Origin of the sequence: Paenibacillus sp. PvP094 (genome assembly GCF_040546835.1) — a bacterium.
Classification (GTDB): Bacteria; Bacillota; Bacilli; order Paenibacillales; family Paenibacillaceae; genus Paenibacillus; species Paenibacillus illinoisensis.
On record NZ_JBEPOM010000001.1, the window covers coordinates 881,224 to 906,628 of the forward strand.

The 25,405-nt window shown below is 49.9% G+C and carries 23 protein-coding genes; 7 read left to right on the forward strand and 16 right to left on the reverse strand.

The window, feature by feature from the left end; all coding sequences use genetic code 11:
• The first annotated feature begins 15 nt into the window (after positions 1-15).
• Entirely contained in the window at positions 16-1,029 is a 1,014-nt protein-coding gene (locus ABIC22_RS04260) for a Gfo/Idh/MocA family protein (protein WP_483312578.1), read from the forward strand.
• Between the two features lie 188 nt (positions 1,030-1,217).
• On the opposite strand, the gene ABIC22_RS04265 is transcribed toward ABIC22_RS04260, so the two are convergent.
• A complete protein-coding gene (locus tag ABIC22_RS04265; protein ID WP_354478570.1) occupies positions 1,218-2,537 on the reverse strand; it encodes a glycoside hydrolase family 125 protein in 1,320 nt (439 codons plus the stop codon).
• Between the two features lie 248 nt (positions 2,538-2,785).
• On the opposite strand from ABIC22_RS04265, the gene ABIC22_RS04270 reads away from it, so the two are divergent.
• Positions 2,786-3,838: a LacI family DNA-binding transcriptional regulator gene (locus ABIC22_RS04270; RefSeq protein ID WP_354478573.1), complete on the forward strand. Its 1,053-nt coding sequence runs from the start codon at positions 2,786-2,788 to the stop codon at positions 3,836-3,838.
• A gap of 115 nt (positions 3,839-3,953) precedes the next feature.
• On the opposite strand, the gene ABIC22_RS04275 is transcribed toward ABIC22_RS04270, so the two are convergent.
• From ABIC22_RS04275 to ABIC22_RS04285, 3 genes are all read right to left on the reverse strand, one after another.
• Positions 3,954-5,564 (reverse strand): DUF4179 domain-containing protein, encoded by a 1,611-nt coding sequence (locus ABIC22_RS04275; RefSeq protein WP_354478576.1) that lies wholly within the window; start codon positions 5,562-5,564, stop codon positions 3,954-3,956.
• Entirely contained in the window at positions 5,545-6,117 is a 573-nt protein-coding gene (locus ABIC22_RS04280) for an RNA polymerase sigma factor (protein WP_354478579.1), read from the reverse strand. The genes ABIC22_RS04275 and ABIC22_RS04280 overlap by 20 nt, the downstream gene beginning before the upstream one ends.
• A gap of 143 nt (positions 6,118-6,260) precedes the next feature.
• Positions 6,261-6,767, reverse strand: a complete 507-nt coding sequence (locus tag ABIC22_RS04285; RefSeq protein ID WP_127538023.1) for a mismatch-specific DNA-glycosylase — start codon at positions 6,765-6,767, stop codon at positions 6,261-6,263.
• A 93-nt stretch (positions 6,768-6,860) separates the two neighbouring features.
• Here ABIC22_RS04285 and ABIC22_RS04290 point away from each other — a divergent pair, with 93 nt between their 5' ends.
• Entirely contained in the window at positions 6,861-7,781 is a 921-nt protein-coding gene (locus ABIC22_RS04290; RefSeq protein WP_095288865.1) for an AEC family transporter, read from the forward strand.
• A 112-nt stretch (positions 7,782-7,893) separates the two neighbouring features.
• On the opposite strand, the gene ABIC22_RS04295 is transcribed toward ABIC22_RS04290, so the two are convergent.
• The 4 genes from ABIC22_RS04295 to ABIC22_RS04310 all read right to left on the reverse strand — a co-directional run bounded on the left by ABIC22_RS04295 (position 7,894) and on the right by ABIC22_RS04310 (position 13,338).
• Positions 7,894-8,145, reverse strand: coding sequence for an RNA-binding protein (locus ABIC22_RS04295; RefSeq protein ID WP_095360818.1), 252 nt, complete (start codon positions 8,143-8,145; stop codon positions 7,894-7,896).
• Between the two features lie 245 nt (positions 8,146-8,390).
• Positions 8,391-11,012 (reverse strand): polynucleotide kinase-phosphatase, encoded by a 2,622-nt coding sequence (locus ABIC22_RS04300; protein WP_354485844.1) that lies wholly within the window; start codon positions 11,010-11,012, stop codon positions 8,391-8,393.
• A gap of 61 nt (positions 11,013-11,073) precedes the next feature.
• A complete protein-coding gene (locus tag ABIC22_RS04305; protein WP_354478584.1) occupies positions 11,074-12,507 on the reverse strand; it encodes a 3' terminal RNA ribose 2'-O-methyltransferase Hen1 in 1,434 nt (477 codons plus the stop codon).
• 27 nt (positions 12,508-12,534) lie between these two features.
• Positions 12,535-13,338: a nucleotidyltransferase domain-containing protein gene (locus ABIC22_RS04310; protein WP_354478586.1), complete on the reverse strand. Its 804-nt coding sequence runs from the start codon at positions 13,336-13,338 to the stop codon at positions 12,535-12,537.
• Positions 13,339-13,564: 226 nt separating this feature from the next.
• Here ABIC22_RS04310 and ABIC22_RS04315 point away from each other — a divergent pair, with 226 nt between their 5' ends.
• Entirely contained in the window at positions 13,565-14,920 is a 1,356-nt protein-coding gene (locus tag ABIC22_RS04315) for a helix-turn-helix transcriptional regulator (protein ID WP_354478589.1), read from the forward strand.
• The gene (locus ABIC22_RS04320) at positions 14,868-15,716 is read left to right on the forward strand and encodes a WYL domain-containing protein (protein WP_354478592.1); all 849 of its coding nucleotides are present in this window, start codon (positions 14,868-14,870) and stop codon (positions 15,714-15,716) included. Before ABIC22_RS04315 ends, ABIC22_RS04320 begins: the two co-directional genes overlap by 53 nt.
• A 45-nt stretch (positions 15,717-15,761) precedes the next feature.
• Here the strand turns inward: ABIC22_RS04320 and ABIC22_RS04325 are convergent, their stop codons facing one another.
• The 6 genes from ABIC22_RS04325 to ABIC22_RS04350 all read right to left on the reverse strand — a co-directional run bounded on the left by ABIC22_RS04325 (position 15,762) and on the right by ABIC22_RS04350 (position 19,951).
• On the reverse strand, positions 15,762-16,250 hold the full coding sequence (locus tag ABIC22_RS04325; RefSeq protein WP_354478595.1) for an LURP-one-related/scramblase family protein: 489 nt from the start codon (positions 16,248-16,250) through the stop codon (positions 15,762-15,764).
• 175 nt (positions 16,251-16,425) lie between these two features.
• Positions 16,426-17,166 (reverse strand): hypothetical protein, encoded by a 741-nt coding sequence (locus tag ABIC22_RS04330; protein ID WP_354478598.1) that lies wholly within the window; start codon positions 17,164-17,166, stop codon positions 16,426-16,428.
• On the reverse strand, positions 17,163-17,861 hold the full coding sequence (locus ABIC22_RS04335; protein WP_354478601.1) for an ABC transporter ATP-binding protein: 699 nt from the start codon (positions 17,859-17,861) through the stop codon (positions 17,163-17,165). The genes ABIC22_RS04330 and ABIC22_RS04335 overlap by 4 nt, the downstream gene beginning before the upstream one ends.
• Positions 17,854-18,270 carry a GntR family transcriptional regulator gene (locus tag ABIC22_RS04340; protein ID WP_127538015.1) on the reverse strand — a complete coding sequence of 139 codons (417 nt, stop codon included), beginning with the start codon at positions 18,268-18,270 and terminating at the stop codon, positions 17,854-17,856. The genes ABIC22_RS04335 and ABIC22_RS04340 overlap by 8 nt, the downstream gene beginning before the upstream one ends.
• Positions 18,271-18,485: 215 nt before the next feature.
• Positions 18,486-19,355 carry an aldo/keto reductase gene (locus tag ABIC22_RS04345; RefSeq protein WP_354478604.1) on the reverse strand — a complete coding sequence of 290 codons (870 nt, stop codon included), beginning with the start codon at positions 19,353-19,355 and terminating at the stop codon, positions 18,486-18,488.
• Between the two features lie 35 nt (positions 19,356-19,390).
• Entirely contained in the window at positions 19,391-19,951 is a 561-nt protein-coding gene (locus ABIC22_RS04350) for an STM3941 family protein (protein WP_127538013.1), read from the reverse strand.
• A 326-nt stretch (positions 19,952-20,277) separates the two neighbouring features.
• Here ABIC22_RS04350 and ABIC22_RS04355 point away from each other — a divergent pair, with 326 nt between their 5' ends.
• A complete protein-coding gene (locus tag ABIC22_RS04355) occupies positions 20,278-22,275 on the forward strand; it encodes a prolyl oligopeptidase family serine peptidase (protein WP_354478608.1) in 1,998 nt (665 codons plus the stop codon).
• Positions 22,276-22,599: 324 nt separating this feature from the next.
• The gene (locus ABIC22_RS04360) at positions 22,600-23,793 is read left to right on the forward strand and encodes a MalY/PatB family protein (RefSeq protein ID WP_354478611.1); all 1,194 of its coding nucleotides are present in this window, start codon (positions 22,600-22,602) and stop codon (positions 23,791-23,793) included.
• Between the two features lie 59 nt (positions 23,794-23,852).
• On the opposite strand, the gene ABIC22_RS04365 is transcribed toward ABIC22_RS04360, so the two are convergent.
• Both ABIC22_RS04365 and ABIC22_RS04370 read right to left on the reverse strand, forming a co-directional pair.
• Positions 23,853-24,461 (reverse strand): ABC transporter ATP-binding protein, encoded by a 609-nt coding sequence (locus tag ABIC22_RS04365; protein WP_354478614.1) that lies wholly within the window; start codon positions 24,459-24,461, stop codon positions 23,853-23,855.
• On the reverse strand, positions 24,451-25,404 hold the full coding sequence (locus tag ABIC22_RS04370; protein WP_354478617.1) for an ABC transporter ATP-binding protein: 954 nt from the start codon (positions 25,402-25,404) through the stop codon (positions 24,451-24,453). The genes ABIC22_RS04365 and ABIC22_RS04370 overlap by 11 nt, the downstream gene beginning before the upstream one ends.
• Between the last annotated feature and the right edge of the window lies 1 nt (position 25,405).

Here is a 25,405-nt window from a genome sequence, read left to right on the forward strand (position 1 = left end):
GCAGGCTGCGGTGCCATGGCCAACACCTGGGTCGATTACGCCATGCAAAGACCGGACACGGAGATCGTAGGGCTTGTCGATCTGCAAGAACAAAATGCTATGGCCCTGGCTGCACGCCATGGTCTCTCCTGTCCTACATATACGGATATCGCTGAGGCCATCCAAGCTACAGAAGCCAACATCGTATTCGATGTCACGATTCCTGCAAGTCATTATGGCATTGCCATGACAGCCTTACAGCAAGGCTGCCATGTGTTTGGCGAAAAGCCGCTGGCAGAAACCTTCGCGGAGTGCGGTGATATCGTCCAGACTGCACGCAATACCGGCCGCATCCAGGCCGTGATGCAGAATCGCCGCTTCGATCCTCGAATCCGCGCCTTTCGGGAGCTCATTGCCGGGGGCACCATTGGTAAGGTCGGTTATGCTGGGGCAGACTTCTTTCTCGGACCCCACTTTGGCGGATTCCGGGATATGATGGACAGTCCGCTGCTGCTGGACATGGCGATTCATACGTTTGATCAGGCCAGACTTATTCTTGGAGCCAATCCGGTATCGGTCTATTGTCACGAATTCAATCCCCCAGGCTCCTGGTACACAGGCAATGCGATGGCGCTATGTATCTTCGAAATGTCAGATGGCTCCGTATTCAATTACCGCGGGTCCTGGTGCGCAGAAGGCGCCCCAACCTCATGGGAAGCATCTTGGCGTGTAACCGGGGAAAAAGGTACAGCCATCTGGGATGGACATGATGACATTTATGCCGAAGTCGTTGGGGCAGAGCACCTGGATGCAAGCGGTAAGCCTTCCTTCTTCCAGCCTTCAGAGCGAATTGAAGGTCAGCTGCCTGTCATGGAGAAAAGTGGACATCACGGCTGCCTCGAAGACATGTTCGCTGCGCTGGAATCCGGGAGATTGCCCGAAACGGATTGCAGCGACAACCAGTTTAGCATGGCGATGGTGCTCGCTTCCCTCGAGAGTGCCCGCACCGGACAGAAAGTGCTCATCGCTGATCTGATGCAAGTTACGTAGAGAGCGCTTCATAAACAGCCAAGCCAGCCTAACCCGCAAATCTGAGCGAGTTAGGCTGGCTTGGTTAGTATTTTGCTGCATCTTTACAGAATGAAAAAGGAGATGAGAAAATCCGGGGATAGCAGCAATCGAAAAATGGTAATGCAATCGGAGCTTTTGAGTGTAACTGTATAACCTTTTATACCCCTCTATAAAATTCCTTTTTGCATGGCTTTGTACACAAGCTGCGAGAACAAGCTGTTGGACCAGGCAAACCAAGGTCTTGTAAATGTATCGGGATCATCTGCATGAAAGCCTTCATGCATGAACCCGGTTCCTGCGTCTGTCTTTTCCAAAAGTTCAATCATCTCCAGCATTTCCTCGTCATTATCCGCGGTCAGTCCCTGCATGGACAGTGCCATATGCCAGATGTATCCTGGCGGGGTATGCGGGCTTCCGATCCCTTTGGCTGCTTGGCCTTCATAATAAAACGGATTCTCCTTACTCAGAATAAACCTGCGTGTATTCTGGTACACGGTATCCTCCACGGGTGCATATTCCAAATAAGGAATGGACATTAGTCCAGGCGTACCCGCATCATCCATCAGGCAATGATTGCCGTATCCGTCTGTTTCGTAGGCATAGATTCGTCCATAGACCGGATGATTGTATATACCGTAGAGAGAGATTCCATGACGGATCTCTTCCTCAAGCCGAGCCATTTTGCTAACCAATTGTTCATCCCGAAATACCCATTTGGCGATCTCCCCCATCTGACGCAAGGTCACCGCAGCAAACATATTCGCGGGGATGTTATAGTGGAAATCACAGGCATCATCGCTCGGACGGAAACCCGACCAGATCATTCCTGTGTAGTTCACAGGCATTCCCATTCCCGCATTACGCATCGTATCATGAGCTGGACAATTGCGGCGCATAAACCGATATGGCGATTGCTCGGCATGGTGCTGCTCCGTTTGCCAGAGGTGGACTACACTCTCCATCACCCTTTTGAAGCGTTCATCAAAAATATCCGTCAATTCCGTCTCACGCCAGTACGCATAGGCCAGCTTCATCGAGAAGCAGAGGGAATCCAGTTCGAATTTACGTTCCCATACCCATGGTAACATCTCCGTCTCATCATTGGCATCCCAGTGCCAGCCGTTGGCTGTTTCGTTGAATGCATTGGCATACACATCAATGTCAGCATAGAACATATGCCGCTTGATCAACCCGCCGATAATTCGTTGTAATGCTGCATCGTCCTTCGCAAGTGGCACATAATGCATGACTTGCTCCACGGAATCACGCAGCCACATGGCTGGGATATCACCTGTAATGACAAACGTTGTGCCGTCATCAAGCAGTTTGGTCGTCGTCTCCAGCGTACTCGGGAAGCAGTTGCGGAACTGCGCGAGCAATCTCGGTCTGTGCTGCAGCTTCTTGTCCGCCTCCGCCAGAATATCTTGCACAGCCTGCGGCAACTCCAGATGAGGCATGGGAATCTTCGGTAATCTGAACTGTTCCATGGATGTAGTCTCCTCTGACATGAATTGTGGTTGTGGTGTTTGGATGTGGCTGATCTGTTCCTCTCCAAATCCGGTATATGCTTTTAGGCATATTTGAATATTGTTATTTTTGTTATCATAATATATAATAACGTTATTAAATGTAGTGTACTGTGAGTTGGTAAATGTCGTCAATTCGTAAATTGCTATAATTGCCACGAATTCAATTCTAAATTTATATTTTGTTTACATATGAAGGAGTCATGAACATGTCCCGCAAAGTATCCATTCAGACGCTGGCTGACCAGCTTGGATTATCGAAATATGCCGTTTCCCGTGCACTCAGTGGCAAGACAGGAGTCAGCGAGTCTACCCGCGCCCGTGTGCTTGAACTCGCCAGAGCTCTGGGTTATCGCCAAAATACACCCGGAAGCACCGGTGTCTCCGCTGCTGCAGACCAATCCGAACCGCCATTCGCGCTCATCTGCATGAATCAGCTAAACCGCGGGGAGCCTCACTACTGGCAGCGGGTGCTGTCCGGCATGATCTCAGGCTGTAATGAACGGGGTTGGCATCACGCGATTGTATCTCCTTCGCTTGGTACCGGGGACGCACATACGCCACCGGAACGGGCCATTGCTCCTCATCTGGATTGGGAACGATGTGCGGGTGTCATTGTCATGGGCGCCTTTCCTCATGCCGTTCTGCAGCGGCTGGCTCAGACAGGTCGTCCCATCGTGCTGGTGGATCATCAGGAACCGCTCCTGAATTGTGATACGATCAGCCATGATAATCTGGAGGCAGGCATCACCGTCGTGCGGTATTTACTGTCCCTGCAAGCCCGCAGGATCGGGTTAATTACGGACGATGGACGTGCGGCCAGCTTCGCACAGCGCAAGATCGGCATGGAACTGGCATTGAATCATTTTCATACAGGCCAGGGTCACGCTGCCACATTCCGGGAATGGAATGTTCCTTATGAGCAAGGGGAATGGGTGGACCAGCTCGCAACCGAAATCAAAAACATGCCGGAGCATGAACGACCTGATGCCTGGATTGGTGTGAATGATGATATTGCTCTGCAATGGATGAACAAGCTGCAGGAGATCGGAATCTCCACACCCCAAGATTGCCTTGTGGTTGGCATTGATAACGTCCACTCTGCCGCAACGTCTTCCCCACCTTTGACGACAGTCAACCTGTGCAAGGAAGAGCTAGGGCAGCGGGCCATTGAAGCTTTGCAAAGACGAATTGAACGTCCCGGGACACCGAAAGAGACTGTCATGCTCGCCACTTCCCTTATTCCGCGGGACTCGGCTTAGCTTAGCTTAGCTTAATATACGCTGTGCTACTTTTTAAGTAAGTCACGTGTAAATATGGAAATAGCCCCGCAGTAGATGCGGGGCTTCCGTGATTATTGGACTCATCTAATCCATGTTATTTTTGCCAAGGCAGACTTTGAAATGAAGGGAGATCCACTGCCCAGTTCACATTACGATACTCTCGATCAACGACCACACGTTTCAATGTGAATTTCGTACCGTTCTCTTTGTAAAAATTTCGTATGATCAATTTTAAACTATCTGCAACGTATTCTCCGTTATTATTTGGCTCATCTGGATAACCGATCACTTCAACAGGATACTCTCTCCCCTCCGTATCTATGGCCACCCAGCGATCCCCATTAAATGCATTACGAAAAGTTCCAGTTCCCTCGAGAACTAGTGACGAACCTTCCTTCGCATCACTCTTCGGGAGGTTATAGGATTCCAACTGTGGTTTGTAATTATAATCGTAAAATAATATTCGATCTCCCAGCTGTTCAAATTCAACAAAAGTATAGAAATTGGTGTCCTTACGCCTTTTGTCCAGATCTACTTCTACTGACTTCTCTTCTTTCACGGGGATCGTGTAACCGTCCAGGACAAAATGAATGTCCTTGGCATCTACTGTTACAAACGCAGGATCCCATGTCTCCGATAACTTTAACGGCCCACCATCCCTCAAGCCACTTGGATCACGGAGCCGAAACTTGGCTTGGCGGGTATCTGGTCTAATCCCATTGAATATACGATATTCATTGGTTTCAGGAATTTCAAGATGGTACATAATGTTCACATAATCCGCCCAATCCTCTCCGACTTTATCACGCAACTGATCATCTATACTTACATTCATATCAAGCCGCGTTCCGCTTGGCGTTCGTACAAGCTGCGTCATATCCAATTTCAAACCTTCTGGCGTCGTATATGTGTTATTCATAGGGGCTTCGACAGCCAGTGATTTGGCTTGGGTCATATCGATATTGAACTGGAAGCTCCAATCCACCGTGACATCTTTGTCTTCGTACGATTTTGTCTCGAAATTATAATAGCTTCTATTCAAATTTCCCAGTTCCCCACGTACAACTACCTCATCGGGGATATCATCGTGCAGCTGAAATGCAAATCGTTCAACTGTAAAATTACTTGATCGGGTATCTCTAACGAGACTGGCAACCTGTCGTCCTTGATCATCCGTTATATGGATTCTCCCCATTTCAGGAGTTAGTGCAGTTAAATTCAACCCATCAGGCATGGTTTGTTGCGTAGTAATCACGATCTGCGAACGGTCCACTAGTACATCTTCAATCTTAAGCGTGTAACCCTGGTCCTCGATATGAATATTAGGATTAACCACAAGACCGAGTGGCTTGAGACGTTTGTAATCATCAGCCAGATAGGAGTACTTCAGTTCCTCAGGTACAGGAATATTGGGAAGTGGAGGATTATTCACCGCATTGACCGCAGGTTGTTCAGGTCCTACTTTATAATCCCAAGCAAACCAGGCTCCCCCTGCAAGAATTACAACAGCCGCTGCTGTAACCCCCATACGGCGTATCCAATGGGTATTGGAAGACTTTCTCACGGTAAAATCCACTTCTGCTTCACGTTCCATGGAGACACCATCCAGTTTCTTCATCACCTGAAGCGTAAAATCGGGTTCTGGCTCCTCGCGGAATAAATGCTGTTCCCATAACCGGTCCTCATCATTTGGAATAGGCTTCATATGTGGCTAACCCTCCTTTGCGCTCCATCTGTTTCTTGAGCATCTTTTTCCCACGGTACATCGCGTTTCGGACCTGCGCTGCACTCATGCCGGTAATATCTGAAATTTCTTCATAGCTTAGCTCACTGGTATATTTCAACAGCAGCACAAGCCGGTATGATTCCGGCAGCTGTTCCATCTGGCGGTATATTTCCCGCTGCATCTCCTTGTGCAGCACATGCCTTTCCGGCGATTCTTCGCTGGCTCGCTCCATGACCGGTTCATCTGCCGTCATAACCGGTTTCTTTTGCCTTATAAAATCCCGCATCCGATTCACAGCGATGGTATATACCCATGAAGAAAAACTGCTTCCTACCCTTCGGGACGGGAGATAGCGATAGATCCGAATAAACGTGTCCTGTGCAAGATCCTGCGCATCCGGATGACTTGCGCCCATTCCGCGCAGAATGCCGTAGACTTTATTTTTATATCGATCCACGAGCAAGGCGAACAGTTGTTTATCCCCTGCAATAATACGCTCGATGAGCTCCTCCTCCTGCATATGTTGAGTCATGTAATCCCCCTTCTCTACAGCTTCCATGCATGGTTCTGTACTATATAGACGGAAGTACTTTCCAAAACTTCTCACTTTCTTCAAAAAAAAGAATTCGCTCAAGTCCGGTTCAAAGCCGGTTGGGCGAATCCACTGTAGTCTGCTCAACGTTTCTGCGCAATAAAATCGCTAAGCTGTGAGTAAATAGCAACGATCTCATCCATCGACATGCGTACCAGTCCGCTTGAAGAAGGGGCAACGAATTCCTGAATTTCCGGGACAACCGGATCGTCCTGAAATCCCCATTCCACTTTGGTACGTTTGCTGTACTGGGTGTATACCCCTTTCCCGACAAAACAGGCGACATCCGGTCGGTACTGTTCCAGCTTTTGCCGCAGAATCTGACGTCCCTCCGCATACTCTTCACGTGTTATATCTTCCACACCTCTCGTAGGCCGGGCTACTATGTTGGTAAATCCATACCCCAATTTGAGCAGATCCTGATCTTCTTCCGGATGATATAAACGAGGAGTTAAGCCGGAACGTTCAAGAATGCGCCAGAACCGATTGCCTTTGTAGGCATAATGATGGCCGGTCTCGCCTGATGTGATGCTGGGATTGAATCCGATAAACAGAATCGATAACCCAACATCCAGATGATCTGGAATCATATTCACATGACCTCCCTAGTGTATATAATGATATAATGGTTGAAGTGTTTACGAAATCGGACTGAAATTTTCATGAAAAAGGAAGCTGAACCAATGATAGCAGACATCATGCTTGAAGTCGTCCTGCCCGTCTTTCTCCTGATCGGAGTCGGGTCCTGGATGCAAAAGGTGTTCAAGCTGGACTTGTACACCCTCGCCAAAATCAATTTCTATTGTATTACCCCCGCAGCCGTCTTTATGAGCATGTACCATTCCGATATGTCGGGTGAACTACTCGGGACTGTCACTCTCTTCTACGCCATATATGTCATTATTCTGTATATCGTAGGATCCGTGTTCGCACGAACACTTCGATTGAACAAAGGCATGAAGGCCGCCTTTAACAACAGTGTCATGCTGGACAACGCAGGCAACTATGGCCTGCCGATTAATGCGCTTGTGTTTCGCGGAGACCCGCTCGCATCTTCCATTCAGGCTCTCGTGATGTCCCTACAGTCGTTGCTGACCTTCACGTACGGCGTATTATCCATCCAGGGTGCGAAGCTGAAAGGGAACTACCGTGCAGTCATCATCGGATTTCTCAAAATGCCAGTACCTTATGCGCTCTTACTGGGGATTCTGTTCCATATGTGGAAGGTGCCGCTGCCAACGTTTCTGTCCATGCCGCTGACGTATGCACAGCAAAGTATGGTTGCTGTGGCACTGCTGACCCTCGGAGCACAGATTGTTAAATATCCGATCCGGCTGTACCGTCTTGATGTGTATATTAGCACATTTCTGCGTCTCCTGATTGGCCCGGCCATCGGGATCTCCATTGTACTGCTTCTGGGTCTGGAAGGGATTGCCGCACAGGCACTGATCATCGCTTCAGGAATGCCTACCGGGGTGAATGCGTCCATTCTGGCCGAAGAATATGATAACGAACCTGACTTTGCCGCCCAAACGGTGCTTATCTCAACACTCTTGAACATTATTACGATTACTGCACTCATTTCTTTTGCCAAAACGTTTTGATGCAACTAAAAAAGTCCATGCGCTCCGCAAGTCGGATGAGCTTGGACTTTTTTTGGTTAAGACATATGCGATCTGTGCGAGTAACCCCTACTTGCACAGCCAAAAAGAAAAACTAGGATTCAAACGTCGTCCGTTCCGGAAACTTGCCGCCTTCCCTGAATAAACATCGGACCAGCCGCTGCGCCGCCCGATTGAAGTAAAAGCTGGGATTGACCCCTTCGACCTGAACAGGTTCCAGTTCCTTCACACTTTCCTTGATCTTGTTCATTTCAATCAGTCCCATCTTCCGCTCATTGGGTCCGAATCGATAAATAACCTTTTCATCGTCCTCCGTCTGTTTTACCAGCAGAATCATGGATGCCATGCAGGTTACCCCCTATCGTTACGTTATGAGATTCCAATGACTACTTGCTATATATAACATTATTACCCAGATAACCATGGAAGGATATAGGGCTTTGGTTCGTTTATATTGAAGTTAAGACTCCTAATTCAAATGTTCTTAAATGTAAAGTTTTTACAAATACAACGAAAAACAGGCCTGGATCTTGTCCAAGCCTGCCTTCATCTCAGTCTAATGCAAGGTGTTTTCCTCTATTAAAATGACCATCACAATCGTGGATCGACCTTCTCAGACTCCAGGGCTAACGTTGCCAGCACACATTCATGAACCCGCTCCACAGGCTCCCTGCGGACAAAACGCTCAACTCCCTCCATACCCAGAGCGCTTTCCATTAGGGCATGGCGTTCCTTCTTGGATGTTTTGCGTTTGCTGAGCCGGGACAAATTCTCGGGTGCCAGGTAATCCATCCCATAGATGATGTGCAAATATGCACGCCCTCGTACTTTAATCGCAGGTTGGATCATTTTGTTCCCATTCCACGTGCGGAAGGTTTCTGGCTTGATAACAATGCCCTCATGTCCTGCTGCCGTCATCTCCTCCCACCAGCGAATAACTTCCGCTTCATCCGCCTCACTCGTAATCACCCGATATTCCGTCTCCATCATGAAGCTGGACATCCGGGCAAACTCGCGGTTCTGCTCCATATGCCATTCATGTGTCTGATCCCAGAACGTTCCCGTGCTGTGAGCCAGGGTGTGGAACGGTGCTATACGGATATCCCCGAGTTCCTTCACATCCCAGCAGTAGTTCTGAAATACGTCACGGAATGTAGTCGCATTCGCCAGTTTGAATTCGGTCTCCCGCAGCCACTCCCCCACATCTCGTCCGGCGGCTCCCGCTTCCCGCAATTTGTCCAGCACCGTTCCGCGATCCATGAGGGAAGCCTCGGCCACATGTGCATATTGTGAAGCGATCAGCTCCCGGGCCTTCAGGTTCCAGGGGACAATCTCGGCATCCAGCAATACAAACTCCGTCTGATGGCGTTCAAAATAACCGTCTGCAGTCAGGTCCGCATGCAACCTGGTCAGTACATTCTGTTCTGTTGTGGGGTCAAAAAAAGATCGTCCTGTCCGGGTCACGATGTTCCCCAGCATCGGTCTTCCCACTCGCTGCTTCGCAGCTTCTTGATCGCGGAAGAGGAGCAAAATGGCTCTACTGCCCATATGTTTCTTCTCAGCCACCATGCGCGTAACCCCCTGTGACCGGTAATAGTGGAATGCATCCCGCGGATGCTCCAGATAGCCTTCAACTGAAGAAGTTGCTGGCGGCGGGCTCATCGTAGGCGGGATATAGACCAATTCTTCGAGCGGTACCGTAAAGTGGGAAAATGTATCAATGGCCGTCCGGGCTACCTCACCCTGGATGGATACGTCCAGTCTGGATCCGGTCTGCACCGTAAATCCTTCCTTGAATTTCCGAAGGTTGGGCGGTGCAAACCGGCGCTGTTCCCAGCGTTTGAGCGGGCTATCCGGATCTCCTGCATAATCCTGCAGTGCTGCAACGCTGACGGACTCCCGTTCCGGCATTCGCCAGGCCGTCAGCATACCTCCAAATACAACACCCTGATCGATATTTACCGTATCATTAACGATCGTAGGATATGGACGAGGGTCATGTCCCCAGACGATACATTCGCCTGAAGTATGATCCACGTACCAGTCCTTCCGAACTGGGCGTCCATGCTCATCTGTTCCATCCACATCTCCATAGCGGCAGTAATCCTGAATGCGTTTGGATTGTTTTCCGATAAAATGATCCCGAATACCCGCGTGTGCCACCACCACCTGACGTACCCCGTTCCGGGAGAATACCAGATGGGAAGGAGCGTTCAGCAGAAACTCTCTTAGATTTGTGCGTATTTGCTGCGCTGTCTCTGTGCCATGTTCCCGTTCCAGTTCGCTCAGCTCCTGCTCAACAAACTCATCTCCATGACTAAGGGTAACGTCGCGACCGTCCAGATAACGGGCAATTTTCCATCCATGGTTGCTGTCAACCATGTAGGCTAACCCTGCGGCACAATGCTGCTGCCAGAACAGCAGACATGAAAGCGATGCAGGTCCGCGGCTGGATACGTCCCCAACCGAGACCAGCTTTCTTCCCTCAGGGTGACGGTACAACCCACTCTCTTCCTCTACCACATATCCCAAACGAATGATTAACTCGATCATTTCATCATAACAGCCGTGAATATCACCAATGATATCAATCCCTACACCCATGTCGACCATTAGTGGATTGGCCGTGCGCACAAATTCAAGTTCATCCGGCTGCTTCAGCACGTAATTGGCATCGAAGCCATCTTCACGGATGGCACGCAGCGTGCGTTTGAACTGCTGCACCTGCTGCTTCACCCGCTGACGGCCGCGTGGATAATCGCGATGAGCGTCCCGCTCCAGCAGTTCCTTCTCCGGAACATCAAGTACGATCGCAATGACAGGTACATGGGCTTTTCTGGCGAGATGAATAAGACGCTGGCGATCTTCCGTATACAGATGGGTCGCATCGACCCAAGTCAGCTTGTTCAACCTGCATCGTGTGGCCAACATCGCTTCCATGGCTTCAAAAGCCTTGGCCGATACCTGCTGGTATTCGGCATAGATCACATCCGCTTCACTTCGCGGACGATTTTTCCAGTCCACATATTCGTCATCTCCGACCAGCATGCGGAACTGATCCGACGAGACGGCTTCCGTACGTCTGATGACTCCTTCCTCCACGAGTCGTTCGAGCAATGTGCTTTTGCCGCTACCCGACGGACCAACAAGCACGACGATCCCTGCATGAGGCAGGTGTATTTTGCGGCGTCTTTTGTGATCCCTTCCTGCCATCGGATCATGAGGCATTCTGCCTGTGTCCGTTTCTTCTGCTGTTCCCCGGTTATCTCTCATGTTAATCTCTCCTTTCCTTCCTGAAAATCACGAGCTGAGTCGGCTGCCCGAAACCTTCTGCATACTCCCCTATTCCCCTGATTTCAAAGGTGTACGCTGCCTGCTTCGTCCACATCTCACACTGAGCTGCCAGTTCCGCCCTGGTCCATTCGAAGCGATGGTCGTGATGGCGGAGGCTCTCCTGTTCCATTGCATATACTTGGTTGTATTCCTTGTTCGGAGTGGTCACAAGCAGTACTTCCGGCTGGTATTCGTTCATGATCGTATCCATGATACCGTTCAGCCGATAAGCTTCAATGTGCTCGATGACCTCGCACAGGATCATGACATCCTGATGCTGCATCTGCTCATCAAAATAAAACAGTGAGCCAATGACTGCCTCTGGCATAGCCACGATCCCGCTTCGTCCTTCCAGCTTGGAAAATCGTTCCATGGCCCGCAGCCGGGACTGTCCCGAAGGCTCCACAGCCAAAATGGACTCCACGCCCGGAATATAAGCTATGCGGGCGGATAACTTGCCTTCGCCGGCACCCATATCCACAATGCGGCGCTTAAGCGGAAGGCCTACGACCACATCTGTGATTGCACGATAACGAAGTTCATTTAACCGAACGGGTGGTTCCTCCTGCTGAGACGGAACGTCAGATCCATCGCCTTTTTCATAGACACTCACGTTATCGTCCCCGGCATCCGCCATCTTCACAGGTGCAGATAGAACACCCTCCTGACACTCATACTGCCGAATCAATTCGGCGAACCGCAGCGTACGCTTGATAATCATTTCCTTCAACGGATGGCTGTCCAGCCAACCTTCGCCGTAACGCTTGATTTTATCGATTTCATCCTCGCTGATGAAATAATGTTTATAGTTATCCAGCACGGGAATGAGCAGGAATAACTGGCGCAGTGCATTCTGCACGGTAACTTGACCGCGAAGAATGATGCGGCGGACAGTGCTCTTCTTTTTCAGATCAAACGTATAGGCTAGCTCGTCTCTCTCCAGGGTTACAGCGTAACCAAGTGGCGAGAACAACTCCTCAATGGCTCGATCAGGCAGATCCGATGCCACCGGTCCAAAGGAGAGCACCATATCGAACGGATGCCCTACCCACTGTACATAGGCTTCCTTCGGTTTGCCATTAAGCGCGGTCCCCAGCGCCGAACGTATGTAAGAGCAGAACAAGCTGCTGGTCACAAATTCACGGTCATTAATATACTGCGTAATATCATAACCATCCGGTGTGCCTCTAACCAGATCAACGGGATCAGGTTCGGCGTGCATCAGTACTTCGGTTTCACGTTCTGTAGCCATCGTATATACCATTCTTACGCGGACACCCTTGTCTGTCCGGTCATACACATTATTCGGATTCTTCGAGAGCAGATGCGATACAATGCCTGCTCCCTCTCCAGTTGCTTTTAATATCAGATGCATGAATTACTCCTCCCTCTTCCTAAGCTCCTACTCTTCATCCGCCCACGCTTCATCCAGCGCAGATCGGAAAATTCGATTCAATTCTTCGTACCCTACAACCTGATCATTCCTCATGTCCGCAGCTACGTGTCCGAAATGCTCGATGTTCTCTGCTAAATAGGAATGAATGGCTGGCAGCTTCGGCTCTAGATCCAGTTCTTCTCCAGCTCTCTTCCTTCTCAATAGCTCTTGAATTTCCATATACAGCTGCGTTCCCGCAGGGATAATGTCCTTGACTAACTCATCAAACTCCATGGGCGGCATGGTCTCATATCGTTCAATCCAACCGCAGGCGAGCAGCGGACGCAGCACATAGAAATACTTTTTGATTTTTACTTGCTCGCCTTGCAGATAATCCCGGAAGTTCCCTTTGGCCATATTCAGATAATGGTACATGCAGGACTTGGGCGAGAACGTAAGCGGAGACCATGCACGAATGCGCTCTGCCACACTGTATCTCTCATCGTAGCGAATGGGCGATTGCAGCCACTCCAGCAGCGGTGGATTTGATTTTCGAAATAACTTCAGCGCCTTTTGCAGATCCCAGCCATTGATGTCCAGCTGATCACTGATCGGACGTTCAATCACATCCCGTTTATCCTCAATCGACAAGTACCAATCCAGCGGTCTCACGTACAGAAAACGCACATCATAATCACTATCCTGTGAAGGAAATCCCCAAGCCCGGCTGCCCGACTCGCACGCATAGATAATACGAATCTCTTCCTCCTGTTCAATCTGTGCAAGCTGCTGCCGGATCGATTTTCTCATTTCTTCATCAACGTGAGTCATGTCTACCTGCCTCCTTTATTCTTCTGTTGTTTGTTACGTACCTCTTCGTACCCTCATTATGCCTAACTCATCCATACTAGAACATGGCGAAAGTATGGCGACCTTTGTAAGTTTAAAATGAAACCAGCCACTCTTCCTGTTACAATGAAGGGATACGAGAAGTGGGGAGCTGCATATTGCTCAATCCATATTTGCCTGACTCCAGGCCACCAAGGAGTGATGATTCATGGCCAAAGAAAGCTTTGACAAAGAAATTCAGTTTCTTCGCATGCTGTCTCTGACAAGCGGTGCATACAATCGCAAACAGTATGCCGAACGACTCGGCATCTCCGTACATACCTTTGATAAAACGACGCGCAGGTTAAAAGAAATTATGCAATCTGTGGCGGACCAGCGCCACGGTTCAGAGCCGAGCAAAGAAATGACGGACCTCGTCCGTTTCCAATATGGGGAATCTGCGGAACCCCTGCTTCTGTTCCTTTTTCGGGCCAAATCGATGAAAGAAACAGAGGTTCAGCGGCTTTCTGTCATTTTACATACGCTGCAAGGCCGCGCGCTGACCGCGATGGAACTGCTGGACGCCTGCTGTGCCGATCTGCCAGAGGAACTCGCATTGCCTGACGAAAAAACGATCCGCACCGATCTGAAGTATCTGGAAGAAGTCGGTGTAATCCGGAAGGAACCGGGCGGCAGGCCTTATCGCTATATGCTGCAGCAGGACGTCCTCACCAAACTAACGGCTCAGGAACAGCTGGAGTTATATGATTTTGTGGACATCATGGCCAATACCCAAGTTCCCTCGGTACAAGGGTATCTGCTAAGAGACAGCCTGAAGAAGGCAATAGCCGCAAGCTATCCCGAGCAGGAAGTAACCGAACCTTTTATATACAAGTACCATTATTATTCCCGCATTCTGGATGAGGCACATCTGTACACCCTGCTTAGTGCCATTCGCCAGTGCAAGCGAGTCCAGTTTGTCTATTTTTCACCCAAAAAACCATCCAGCTACAGCTCGCAGAATACGAATCCGCGATTCGAACGCGAAGCCGGCGGACACTCCAATCAGATCCTTCCGCTCGAAGTCGTTTACGATCACCAGTATGGCCGGTGGTATGTCATTGGATATCAGGGACGCCGAGGGTTCGTGAAGTTTCGAATGGAGGGTATCACCCAGATGGAGGAACTGGATGTGGTAAGCGCAGAATATATGCACGATCTCAAACAGCAATGGGCAGAAGTCAGCCGGTTCAGCTGGCTGGTGGATACGGCGAAGACGATTACGGTTCAAGCCCGTTTTTTCCATCCCGAGAGTGGTCAGCGCAACTTCATTCTGGATCGGGTACGTCTGCAGGGCCAGTGGGGCACGATTACGCCCGAAACCGAGCATACCTTTCTGTATGAGATCCGGGTTAACGGTACGACGGAGATTAAACCATGGCTTCGGAGCTTTGGCTCCAGCTGCGAGGTCATTGCACCTCACAGGCTTCGCCAGGAGATGATTAAGGAATGGAAGGAGATTGCGCAATATTATGAATCTGTTCGAGAAGATGTTCAACTATCAGATCATGACGAGATTGAATGAGACTGGACTGTTCACCTGGACTTCCCAGGAACGGGCCTGGCTCCGGATGATGCTGAATCACACTGCCGCCCAGGAAGCATTAACTCCTTCCACGTACCATAAACTGCAAGATATGCTGGATGCGGAGCCGGACATGAACCTGCAGGAGTACTTGACCGAAAAAGCCAAAAGCGAAGAACACAGCGTCTCCCACCCCCTGCTCAATCCACTGCGCAAAATCATAATGAACCAACAAGCTTTTCGACTAACGGGGTATGTCCGCAATGGGAGGATCATTCAGGATCAATTTGGATTTCCTTACAAGCTCGAATATTCCATGGTCAAAAAAGAGTGGTATGTGCTCTGGTACGCCCCTCGTTTCGGGAAATTGATGTCAACCAAGCTGCGCAGTATTATCACTGCGGAGTCGGAGCAGCTTGAACCGGAAAACGTCTCGCGTTATACGGAGCAAATCCGCTATTTGACCGAGAAACGTAAGACAACCATCACGATTGAAGTACTGCCGAAGTTCAATCAGGAATTGTCACGCATTCTATATGCCTTCTCCTGCTTCGAGAAACAGGTAAAGTATGTGGAAGCTCAGCATACCTACCGGATTGAGCTGACAATCCCCCGGAGTGAGATGGATTATGTGTTGTCCAAAATGCGTTTTCTTGGCAAACGGGTGCGGATTGTAGACAACGTTTTGCTGCGCAATCGCATGTCCGAGACAGCAGCCAAGGTGCTTGCACGCTACACAGATCCGGAACCTCAAAGGGAGCCGGGTCTGCCTTCCGAGACCAAAGTGTCCACATAACAAACAACAACCCGAACCACGTGGTTCGGGTTGTTCATAAGCGCGCTATGTGGCAGCGGAGTTCCGTCTTTTGTTGATGGCATGCACACCCATAACGACAGCAATCAACTCATAGGTATCCAGCTGCTCGGACTCGTTACTCAATACAAAAGCTCCTGAACTGAACCAGCCACTCGTGCGTCTGAAGCTAGCCACCGTTCTGCCGCCCATTCCGGTAACATCATATTCCTGGGAAAATGCCGGGGCAGATACTTCATAGATTCCTCGCGGTCCAGCATCGTATTCGTATCGCTTACTAAAAAAGCTCATTCTGGCTCGGAGGACCCCAAGGTGTCTTCCATCCACTGAAGTGACATCCCAGCGATTGCTTAACATCCCGAATCGACCACTGCAGATCAGCCCTGCTGGACCAAACACATCTAGTGATGATCCGAATAGGCTTTTCAGATCCAAATGTCCTGCCTGCTCCTGATTTCCGTTCATGATTTCGGTGTATCCTGCGTTGAAAAAGTTATCTCTGAAGTATAGTTCCATAACATCCTCCCCTTTAGCTGAAATTAAACCTGGCCGGTAAAGTCCATACTATATATGTATTTACGTATGCGAATTGGAAATGGCTTCATAACTTGTTGAATTCTTAGTATTCCAGCTATAAAAAAACGGACGATTATGATCGCCCGTGTGATTCATATCGCCCCGAAGTATGCTGCTAAACTTCTACCTTTTTATTATTCAGATATACAGCAGCTCCAACCATAATTACAGCCACAATAATCTCAAATATGATACTCCCCCACCTTCCATCTGACCACAAAACTCCATTCGCTGTAAGTGTGATCCCTGTACTCTCCTCAGTAAACTGGAACAACTCGTTCGGGTTGAAACGACCAGCAAGAATGACATTCTCCAACCAACTGATTAGATTGGTCAGCACGAAGAATGAGACGATACTAATCCACGGGCCTGTTTTCCACCTGAAGCTGCCTCCAATCGATATGGATAGGAAAATGATGATGGTCATAAAGATGGCGACCCACCAAATAAACAACAGCAGAGTAAGCCAATCCGAAAGAGGGATTCTCGAAATATGGATGTAGCTGAGAAAGTGCATTCTTGCATTCGTGGCAACATAGAGGAAGTAATGAATGATGGAAACTGCAGTTAGCCCCAGTCCACACAGTGTACCAAATATTAGGGGAGACAATAGGTGAGACAGTCCTGTTACAGGTACGAGACGACGATTGTACGCACGGATGTTGGACCAGTACGTCTTAATCATTCTCACATAGATGGCTACACCTGCCCCCGCATAAGCAATAATACCAATAATTAGCCCTGTCACCTCAGACATGAACAATGCCAGCCCGATCTGAACGATGATCAAAACAACCAGCCCTGCCAACAAGGTATTCCAGTTTCTTCTAAAATCATATTTCAACAATGTCATCATTCCGCATAGACCTCCTTGAACATCTCATCCACGCTCTTACCGTACTTCAGACGAAGCGTCTCAACCTCTTCCTGCATCACTTTCTCGCCCTCACGAATGAAAATGACTTCATCAAAAATCCGTTCAATATCGGTCACCAGATGTGTCGAGATCATTAGACTGCTGTCTTCGTCATAGAATTTTACGATGGCATCCAGAATTTTGCCGCGGGCAACGGGGTCAACACCGCCGATCGGTTCATCCAGCAAATAGAGACGAGCCTTGCGGGAAAGAGCCATTGTTAGTTGAAGTCTTTCATTCATGCCTTTGGATAAATGCCTAACCTTGTCACCCTCGGTGAGCTTCATGAAATCAAGCATTTCCCTGGCCTTTTCCTCATCAAAATCAGCATAGAAGTCCCGGTAGTATGCAATGGCATCACGAACCTTCATCCATTTTTCGGTCAAGGGGCGATCCGGCATGAAGGAAACGAGCGACTTGGTCTCAAGCCCTACCGGTTTACCCGTGATCTGAATGGTCCCACTTGAAGGATGCAGCAATCCGGCAGCAAGCTTCATCAGGGTACTCTTGCCGCTGCCATTGCTGCCAAGCAGCCCGACAATCCTGCCTGGCGCAACCGTAAGCGTGACATCGCTTAGTGCCCGCTTGCCGCCGTACATTTTACTAATGTGATTCAATTCAAGGACGTTACTCATGCCCTGCCCCTCCCTTCCCCTGTTCATGATTGTGCTGTGATGACTGACCTCCAGCGACCGCGTCCGCAACAATGGTAACAATATCCTGCTCTTCAATCCCGAGTTCCTGCATGCCTGTCAAAAAACGCTCCAGCAGTTCTCCCGCCATTTCTTTTTTGATCGTCATTATTTTCGACTCCTCACTTGTAACATATCTGCCCAGCCCCCGTCTCGTTTCGACCACTTCTTCCCGTTCCAATTCCTGAAATGTGCGCTGTACCGTGTTGGGATTAATCTGCAGCTCAGCCGCCAATTCCCGGACCGAAGGAATCTTATCGCCTGCCTTCAGTGTGCCTGTCACAATCTGCTTCTTGATGTACTGCATAATCTGCAGGTATATAGGTAAGTTGTTATCGAATTCCATAGCCACAAAGCACTCGCTCCTCTCTGTACCAGTGTGTTAGTTAAATAGTACACTAGTGCTATGTTGTTGTAAAGCCTATTTATTTCTAACCTTATGCAGAAATCCCATAAGGATGTCCAATGACTATGGGCCAAAATAAAAAAAGAGCAGATCATATACGATCTGCTCTCTCTCTCAACCAAGCTAATCAGTGAATTAGCCTGGCACACCACTACGCCCATTTATACAATGTCCAGAGGAACTTTACCTGCTGGTGCCGGGAAGGCTTCATTTAACCGTCCCACTTCTTCGTTTGTTAAAACAATATCCATGGCTGCGGCATTCTCTGCCACATGGGACAGCTGTACTGCTTTGGGAATCGCAAGCACATCCCCATCCCGGATAACCCAGGACAATGCAATCTGTGATGTGGTCACTCCACGTTCAGCAGCAATGCTGCGCATGACCGGATGCTCCAGCAGCTCGGTGCGCAGCCTACCTCCCTGAGCGAGCGGGCAGTACGCCATTACGGGAACGTGCCTTTCCCGGAGCCAGGGCAGGAGATCCCTTTCAATGCCGCGCGATGCCGCATGATACAATACCTGATTCACGGCACAATGCTGGCCAGCCGGAATATCCCATAGCTCCTGCATGTCCTCCGTGTCCAGATTGGACACGCCCCAGCGCAAGATTTTCCCGTCTTGTTTCAGCTCTTCCAATGCTTGAACCGTCTCTTCCAGCGGGACGCTTCCCCGCCAATGCAGCAAGTATAGATCCAACCGGTCTGTACCCAGACGCCGGAGACTGTTCTCACAGGCTGTAACCATCTGTTTGCGATCTGCATGATGCGGATAAACCTTGGAGACCAGAAAAACATCATCCCGGCAGCCCGCTATCGCTTCTCCGGTGACTTCTTCCGCCCCGCCCTCAGCATACATCTCTGCCGTATCAATCACTGTCATGCCAAGTTCAATCCCGTTACGCAATGCTCTTACCTCCTGTGCACGGGCTGAACGGTCTTCTCCCATGTACCATGTACCTTGTCCTATGGCAGGCAGGGATGTACCGTCAGGAAGCAGAACAGTACGCTTCTTCTCTCCATGAGTTTCCATTTTGCATTCCTCCTATTCCTATGAATATTTCGAAATCATAGCTTGTCTTGCTGGCCCGGCTTGTATACTTCACTCGCACGCTTCCATCGTCCCACCATCATGATATACAGCTGTTCCAGCGGCAACGACAGACTGCTCTGGGCTATGCTCACCGTAGCATCCACCATCTGTGTATTCACGGTCATCAGCTTACGCTTCACTCCGGTCTGACGATCCAGGAAGGCTTGCTCATCCTTGAGTTTAACTCCGATCATGGACTGCCCCATCAACTCATACATGAAAATGTTCTCTACATCTTTCCAAGGGATGAAGCCTCCCGACGTATACGAGGAGGAGTCCACGAATCCTTGCTCATTGACGACAAAGGAAGGCTCCTTCTTGATGATCTTCACCAAGCTGTATCCAAGACAGAGTCCAAAAAACAGGACGGAAACCAGGCCTACAACCGCTGAAATTACAGTATCCCCTGTATCGGAAGAATCACTGAACATCAAAAAAAATCCGGCTGCCACAAAAAGTGCAGCTCCGGCCGCAAGCCATCCCATCCGTTTACGGCTCGGATATTCCACATGCTGTTGTTCATAGGATGTCGACAATCTCGTGCTCCTCCTTTAATTTGACCGAAATAGGCGATGCTTATATCTTCTATATCAGATTAGAAACGTTAACAGACAAAAAACACATAGGTTATTAACCAAAACAAACCAACTTCAAACAGGACAATCCGGCCCTGATCCATCGCGTTCATGACAATTCAACCATTAGGATTCGCCATACGTTCTGCAATTCCTCCTGGGTACGATATCAGCAGAGCAGCAATCTCCATTCGTGCAGAAGCATGTTGTCCTCCCCCCTGCTTTCCTTTAATATAAATGGAAAGGTTAGGAAATTACATTTGGAAAACAAGGTGGGAGGATAATCAATGAACAGTCTGCGTGGCATCACATCGGAAGATCTTTATCAGATTACATGGGTGAATGATCCAACCCCGTCTCCTGGAGGCGAACAGCTGGTATATGTAAGTCGGAAGACGAATGACAACCGGGACGGTTACTCTTCTCACCTGAGACTCCTGCATCTGAAGAGTCAGAAGGACAGAGGATTTACCTCCGGTGACAAGGATCACTCGCCCTCCTGGTCGCCGGACGGGTCACAGCTTGCCTTTTTACGGGAGCATGAGGGAAAAACACAAGTCTGGATCATTGCCGCAGATGGCGGAGAAGCACGACAAGTCAGCCAGTTGAAGCACGGAGCAAGTTCCCTCATCTGGTCTCCGGATGGCCAGGCGTTACTTGTGAAGTCCCCTGTGGATATGCACAGTGAAGCAGAAGACGAATCCAATTCAGACAACAAACTGCCACAAGAAATTGTTGTTGACCGAATTCGCATGAAATCGGACGGCGGAGGATTGTGGAATGGCAGACGCTCTCACCTCTTCCGCATCTCGGTTGACGGCGGTGAAGCCACTCCAGTTACCTCGGGTCATTTCGACGTCGGTGATTATGCATGGTCACCTGACGGAGCGTGCATTGCCTGGATTGCCCAACTGCCGGAAGCAGGCGAGGAGCATAACGATTATGCACTGACCAATCATGTGTACCGCGCAAAACCAGATGGGTCTGACATACAGCAACTGACTCCGGAAGGGTTCACCTTCAGCCGATTGGCTTATGCACCGGATGGACAATCTCTCGCCCTGCTTGCCAGTGATCGCTCTTACGGAAATGCCACTCTGGTGAAGCTCTATACACTCCCGATCTCGGGCGGTCAACCGCTGTGCCTGACCCGTGACTGGGACGTACAGATGAATCATAGTATCGTTGGAGATATGCGTGCCCACCTGACAACAACGGGGCCAATATTCACTCGTGACGGCTCTTCCATTCTCTGTCTGGCAACCGTTCATGGCAGCGTCCGAATCGCACGTGTTGCACTGGATGGCAGTCAAGCGGAGTATATACTGCCTGCGGAGAAAGAGTTTTATCAGTTTGCAGAACTGGAGAATGGTGACATTGTAGCGGCCGCTGCCGACACGCAAAGCCCAGGAGACCTCTTTTGGTATCCCCATCCGGATGATCACGGAGCCGAGTCCATTCAGCTGACTCGCAGCAATCCCCAGCTGGAAGGAGAGATCCGGCTCAGTGTACCGGAAATGTTCTGGTTTGATACCTCGGATGGGCTTCAGCTGCAGGGATGGATCATGAAACCAATCGGCATGGTAGATGGTGTCAAAATCCCAACCATTCTTGAGATTCATGGCGGTCCTCACATGATGTATGGCTTTACCTTTATGCATGAATTCCAGATGCTTGCTGCGCAGGGCTACGCCGTTGTATATACCAACCCGCGTGGTGGTTTGGGTTATGGACAACAATTTGTGAATGCCTGTCGTGGTGACTACGGCGGTGGCGATTACCGCGACCTTATGGAGACCGTTGATTATGCCTTATCCACCTATGAGTTTATTGATGAAACCCGCTTGGGCGTCACCGGAGGCAGCTATGGAGGCTTCATGACCAACTGGATTGTTGGACATACAGACCGGTTCAAGGCAGCCGTCACACAGCGGTCCATCTCCAACTGGCTCTCTTTTTATGGTGTCAGCGACATCGGATATTTTTTCACCGAAGATCAGATTGGCGGCAATGCGTGGGAGGATACGGAACAATTATGGAAACACTCCCCTCTGGCTTACGTCGGGAACGTAAACACGCCCCTGCTGATCCTGCATGGTGAACAGGACCTTCGTTGTCCGATTGAACAAGCAGAGCAATTGTATATCGCCCTGAAGCGCCGCAGACAAACGACCCGCCTCGTTCGTTTCCCTGGAGCTAATCATGAACTTTCCAGAGGCGGTCACCCGCATCTGAGAGTGAGACGTCTGGAGCACATTGCCGGATGGTTCAACGAGCACTTATAATTATTTTTCCTTGGGACAAGCCGAGTAGAGATACAACCATCGCAGGAAGATAGTCATCGGGAAGATGGCGCTGCGATGGTTTTTTTATTTGTGTGAACCAAACCTTTTAGCCGAACAGCAGCTTCTGTACAACCGTTAGAGTTGAAAGAGATCAAAAGACTACATAGGTCAGCATTGAATAAATGCTCAGGTGAATAAACCCGAGAAATTTGGACCATACCGTAGGGAGTTTAGAAGCAGGTCAAAAAGTTGCGAAAATAACGAATTTATTAGATAATTATCTGTCGATTGTGGTCGAATGAACGGATTAGAAGGGGGAACCTAATGATGAAAAAAAACACATTTGATGAGCCGATTAATCGTCTCTCTACCGGTTCGGAAAAATGGGATGCACTTGAGGAAATCTTTGGTGTGGCCGATGCGCTGCCTATGTGGGTCGCTGATATGGACTTTGCCGCACCACCATCTGTTATTGAGGCATTGCAGGCACGAATGGAACATGGCATATTCGGTTATACCGTGCGTACGGATGCATATCACGAAGCACTAAGAGGATGGATGGAACGACGCCACAACTGGAAAATCAACGATGATTGGGTTGTATTTACACCAGGGATTGTCCCTGCTTTAAGCATTGCCGTTCAACGTTTTACGGTACCGGGTGATGCTGTTGTGATTCAAACTCCGGTCTACGCCCCCTTCTATGAAGTGGTACGTGGCCAGGGCAGAGAATTGATGACCAATCCCCTCCGTCTCGAAGACGGACGCTATACCATGGATCTGGATCATCTGGAATCTTGCCTGCAGACAGGCCGGGTGAAGATGCTGATCCTCTGCAGCCCTCATAATCCTGTTGGACGTGTATGGTCTCGCGAGGAGCTTGAAGGCCTTGCTGCCCTGTGCGTGCAATATAATGTACTTGTGGTGTCGGATGAAATCCATGCCGATCTTGTGCACCAACGCGGCACGCATACTCCACTGTCCCAGATCTCGGAGGCCATCGCTGACCTGAGCATCATCTGCACGGCACCAAGCAAAACATTCAATATTCCCGGCCTATGCACCTCCAATATCATCATTCCGAACGCCTCCTTGCGTGCATCCTTTGCCCAGGGCGTCAGAACGATGGGCCTCGCCAGCATCAGCACACTGGGCGCCATTGCAGCCGAGGCTGCTTACAACGGAGCTGAACAATGGCTGGACGACTGCCTTGCCTATATTCGGGGAAACATGGAATACGTTCAGGAGTATGCGGCGAAGCACATGCCTGATGTAGGCATTGACTTGCCGGAAGCGACTTATCTGCTCTGGATGGACTTCAGCAAGCTGGGTGTTCCCCAGGAAGAACTTGTACGGCTGCTCCTGAACGAAGCAGGTCTCGCCTTTAACGACGGTACCGTCTTTGGATCGGAAGGCACGGGATACATGCGGATGAATGTCGCCTGCCCGCGGTCCACGGTTGAAGAAGCCATGCGCAGATTATCCCAGATGGTGAATCAATTGAACAAACCAAACTAATGCCTATAAAATAAGCCATCTTCCTCGATAAAGTCGAAGGAAGATGGCTTTTCTTATCATTACAGCTCGGATACAGGCATGGGAATGATTCGGTCACAGAGTCTGTTCAGCAGGTCAAGGTCATGACTGATCACAAACAGCCCCAAATTACGCTGTTGCGCCGTTGTCATTACGGTATGCCAGATCTGGGCTTGCGTGATGGCATCCAGCATCGTTGTCATCTCATCCGCAATCAGGTAACGCGTTTCCTTGCCCAGTGCGCGGGCTACGCAGAAGCGCTGCAGCTCTCCACCAGACAATTCATCCGGTCTGCGATCCAGCCACTCAGGCTGAATGCCGAGAGCATTCAGAATGGGATGCTCCACCATCTCGGCTTCATGTAACACACGTCGCATCCGCCAGCGTGGGTTGACTGCTTTTTCCGGGTGCTGAAATACAAGTTGAACCGGACAGACTCCAGCTCGGGGAAGCGGCTGCCCGTCCATCAGCACTTCTCCTGCCATAGGTTCTGCATACCCTGCCAGGATGCGTCCCAGGCTTGTTTTGCCAGATCCACTGGGTCCCCACAATCCCACAACTTCTCCCTGCTCCACCTTCAGGTTCAACTCCCGAAATATCCAATGGTTTTTGTCGTATCCATAGCCGACATTCCGTGCTTCAAGTGGCATGAATACACCTCACTTCTCCGTTTCGCAGCTTCTGCAATTCAGGATGTTGATCTGTACACGCAGGGGTCGCAGCAGTACAGCGGGGTGCAAACGAGCAACCACGTCCCTTCCGCTGATTCGCCAGTGGCTGAGAGCCCGGGATGGGCTGGAAACCATTTTGCGGCAAAGCATTCCACAGTGCACGTGTATAAGGATGTCTCAATCCATCTCCTGTGCCCGTAAAATCAATGACCTGCGCGATCTCCACACAGGAACCCGCATAGAATACAGCGATACGATCTGCTGCGGTCAGCGCCGAGGCAATGTCGTGGGTGATCCACAGGATGCCTGACCCCCGGTCAGCCATTTCCCGAAATTGCTTCATCGTGTCTGCCAGCACTTCGGGATGGATTCCCGGTGTTGGCTCATCGGCAATAATCAGCTTAGGCTCACCGGAAGTCGCCGTTGCCATGAGTACCCGCCGAGCCATGCCTCCGGAGAGCTCATATGGATACTTCTTGCTGGTTCCCTTGGGCAATTGATAGCGATCCGTAAGTTCCCTCTCTGCCTTATGCATCTGCAACCTGGAGGATACCCGGCGCTCACCCGGCTTCCGGTGAACTGGCTGAACCTGCTTACCTACCTTGAGCAGCGGGTCCAGGTGAGTAACAGATTGGGGGATGTACACCAGTTCATCTCCGCGCAGACGAAGCTGTCGCTCTCTCGTCAGCGGCTCCCCAGCATAACAGATCTGTCCCTCAAGCCTGGCACTGGCAGGAAGAATGCCCATGATCGCTTGTGCCAGCACGCTTTTGCCCGATCCGCTTGCACCTACGACAGCTACAATCTCGCCTTCGTTCACGGTCAGATCCAGATCCTGAATGACCTCGCTCTCCTCATGTGCAAACCAGCCACGAGCTCGTCTGAATGAAACGGAGACCCCTTTTACTTCAAGAAGAGCCATG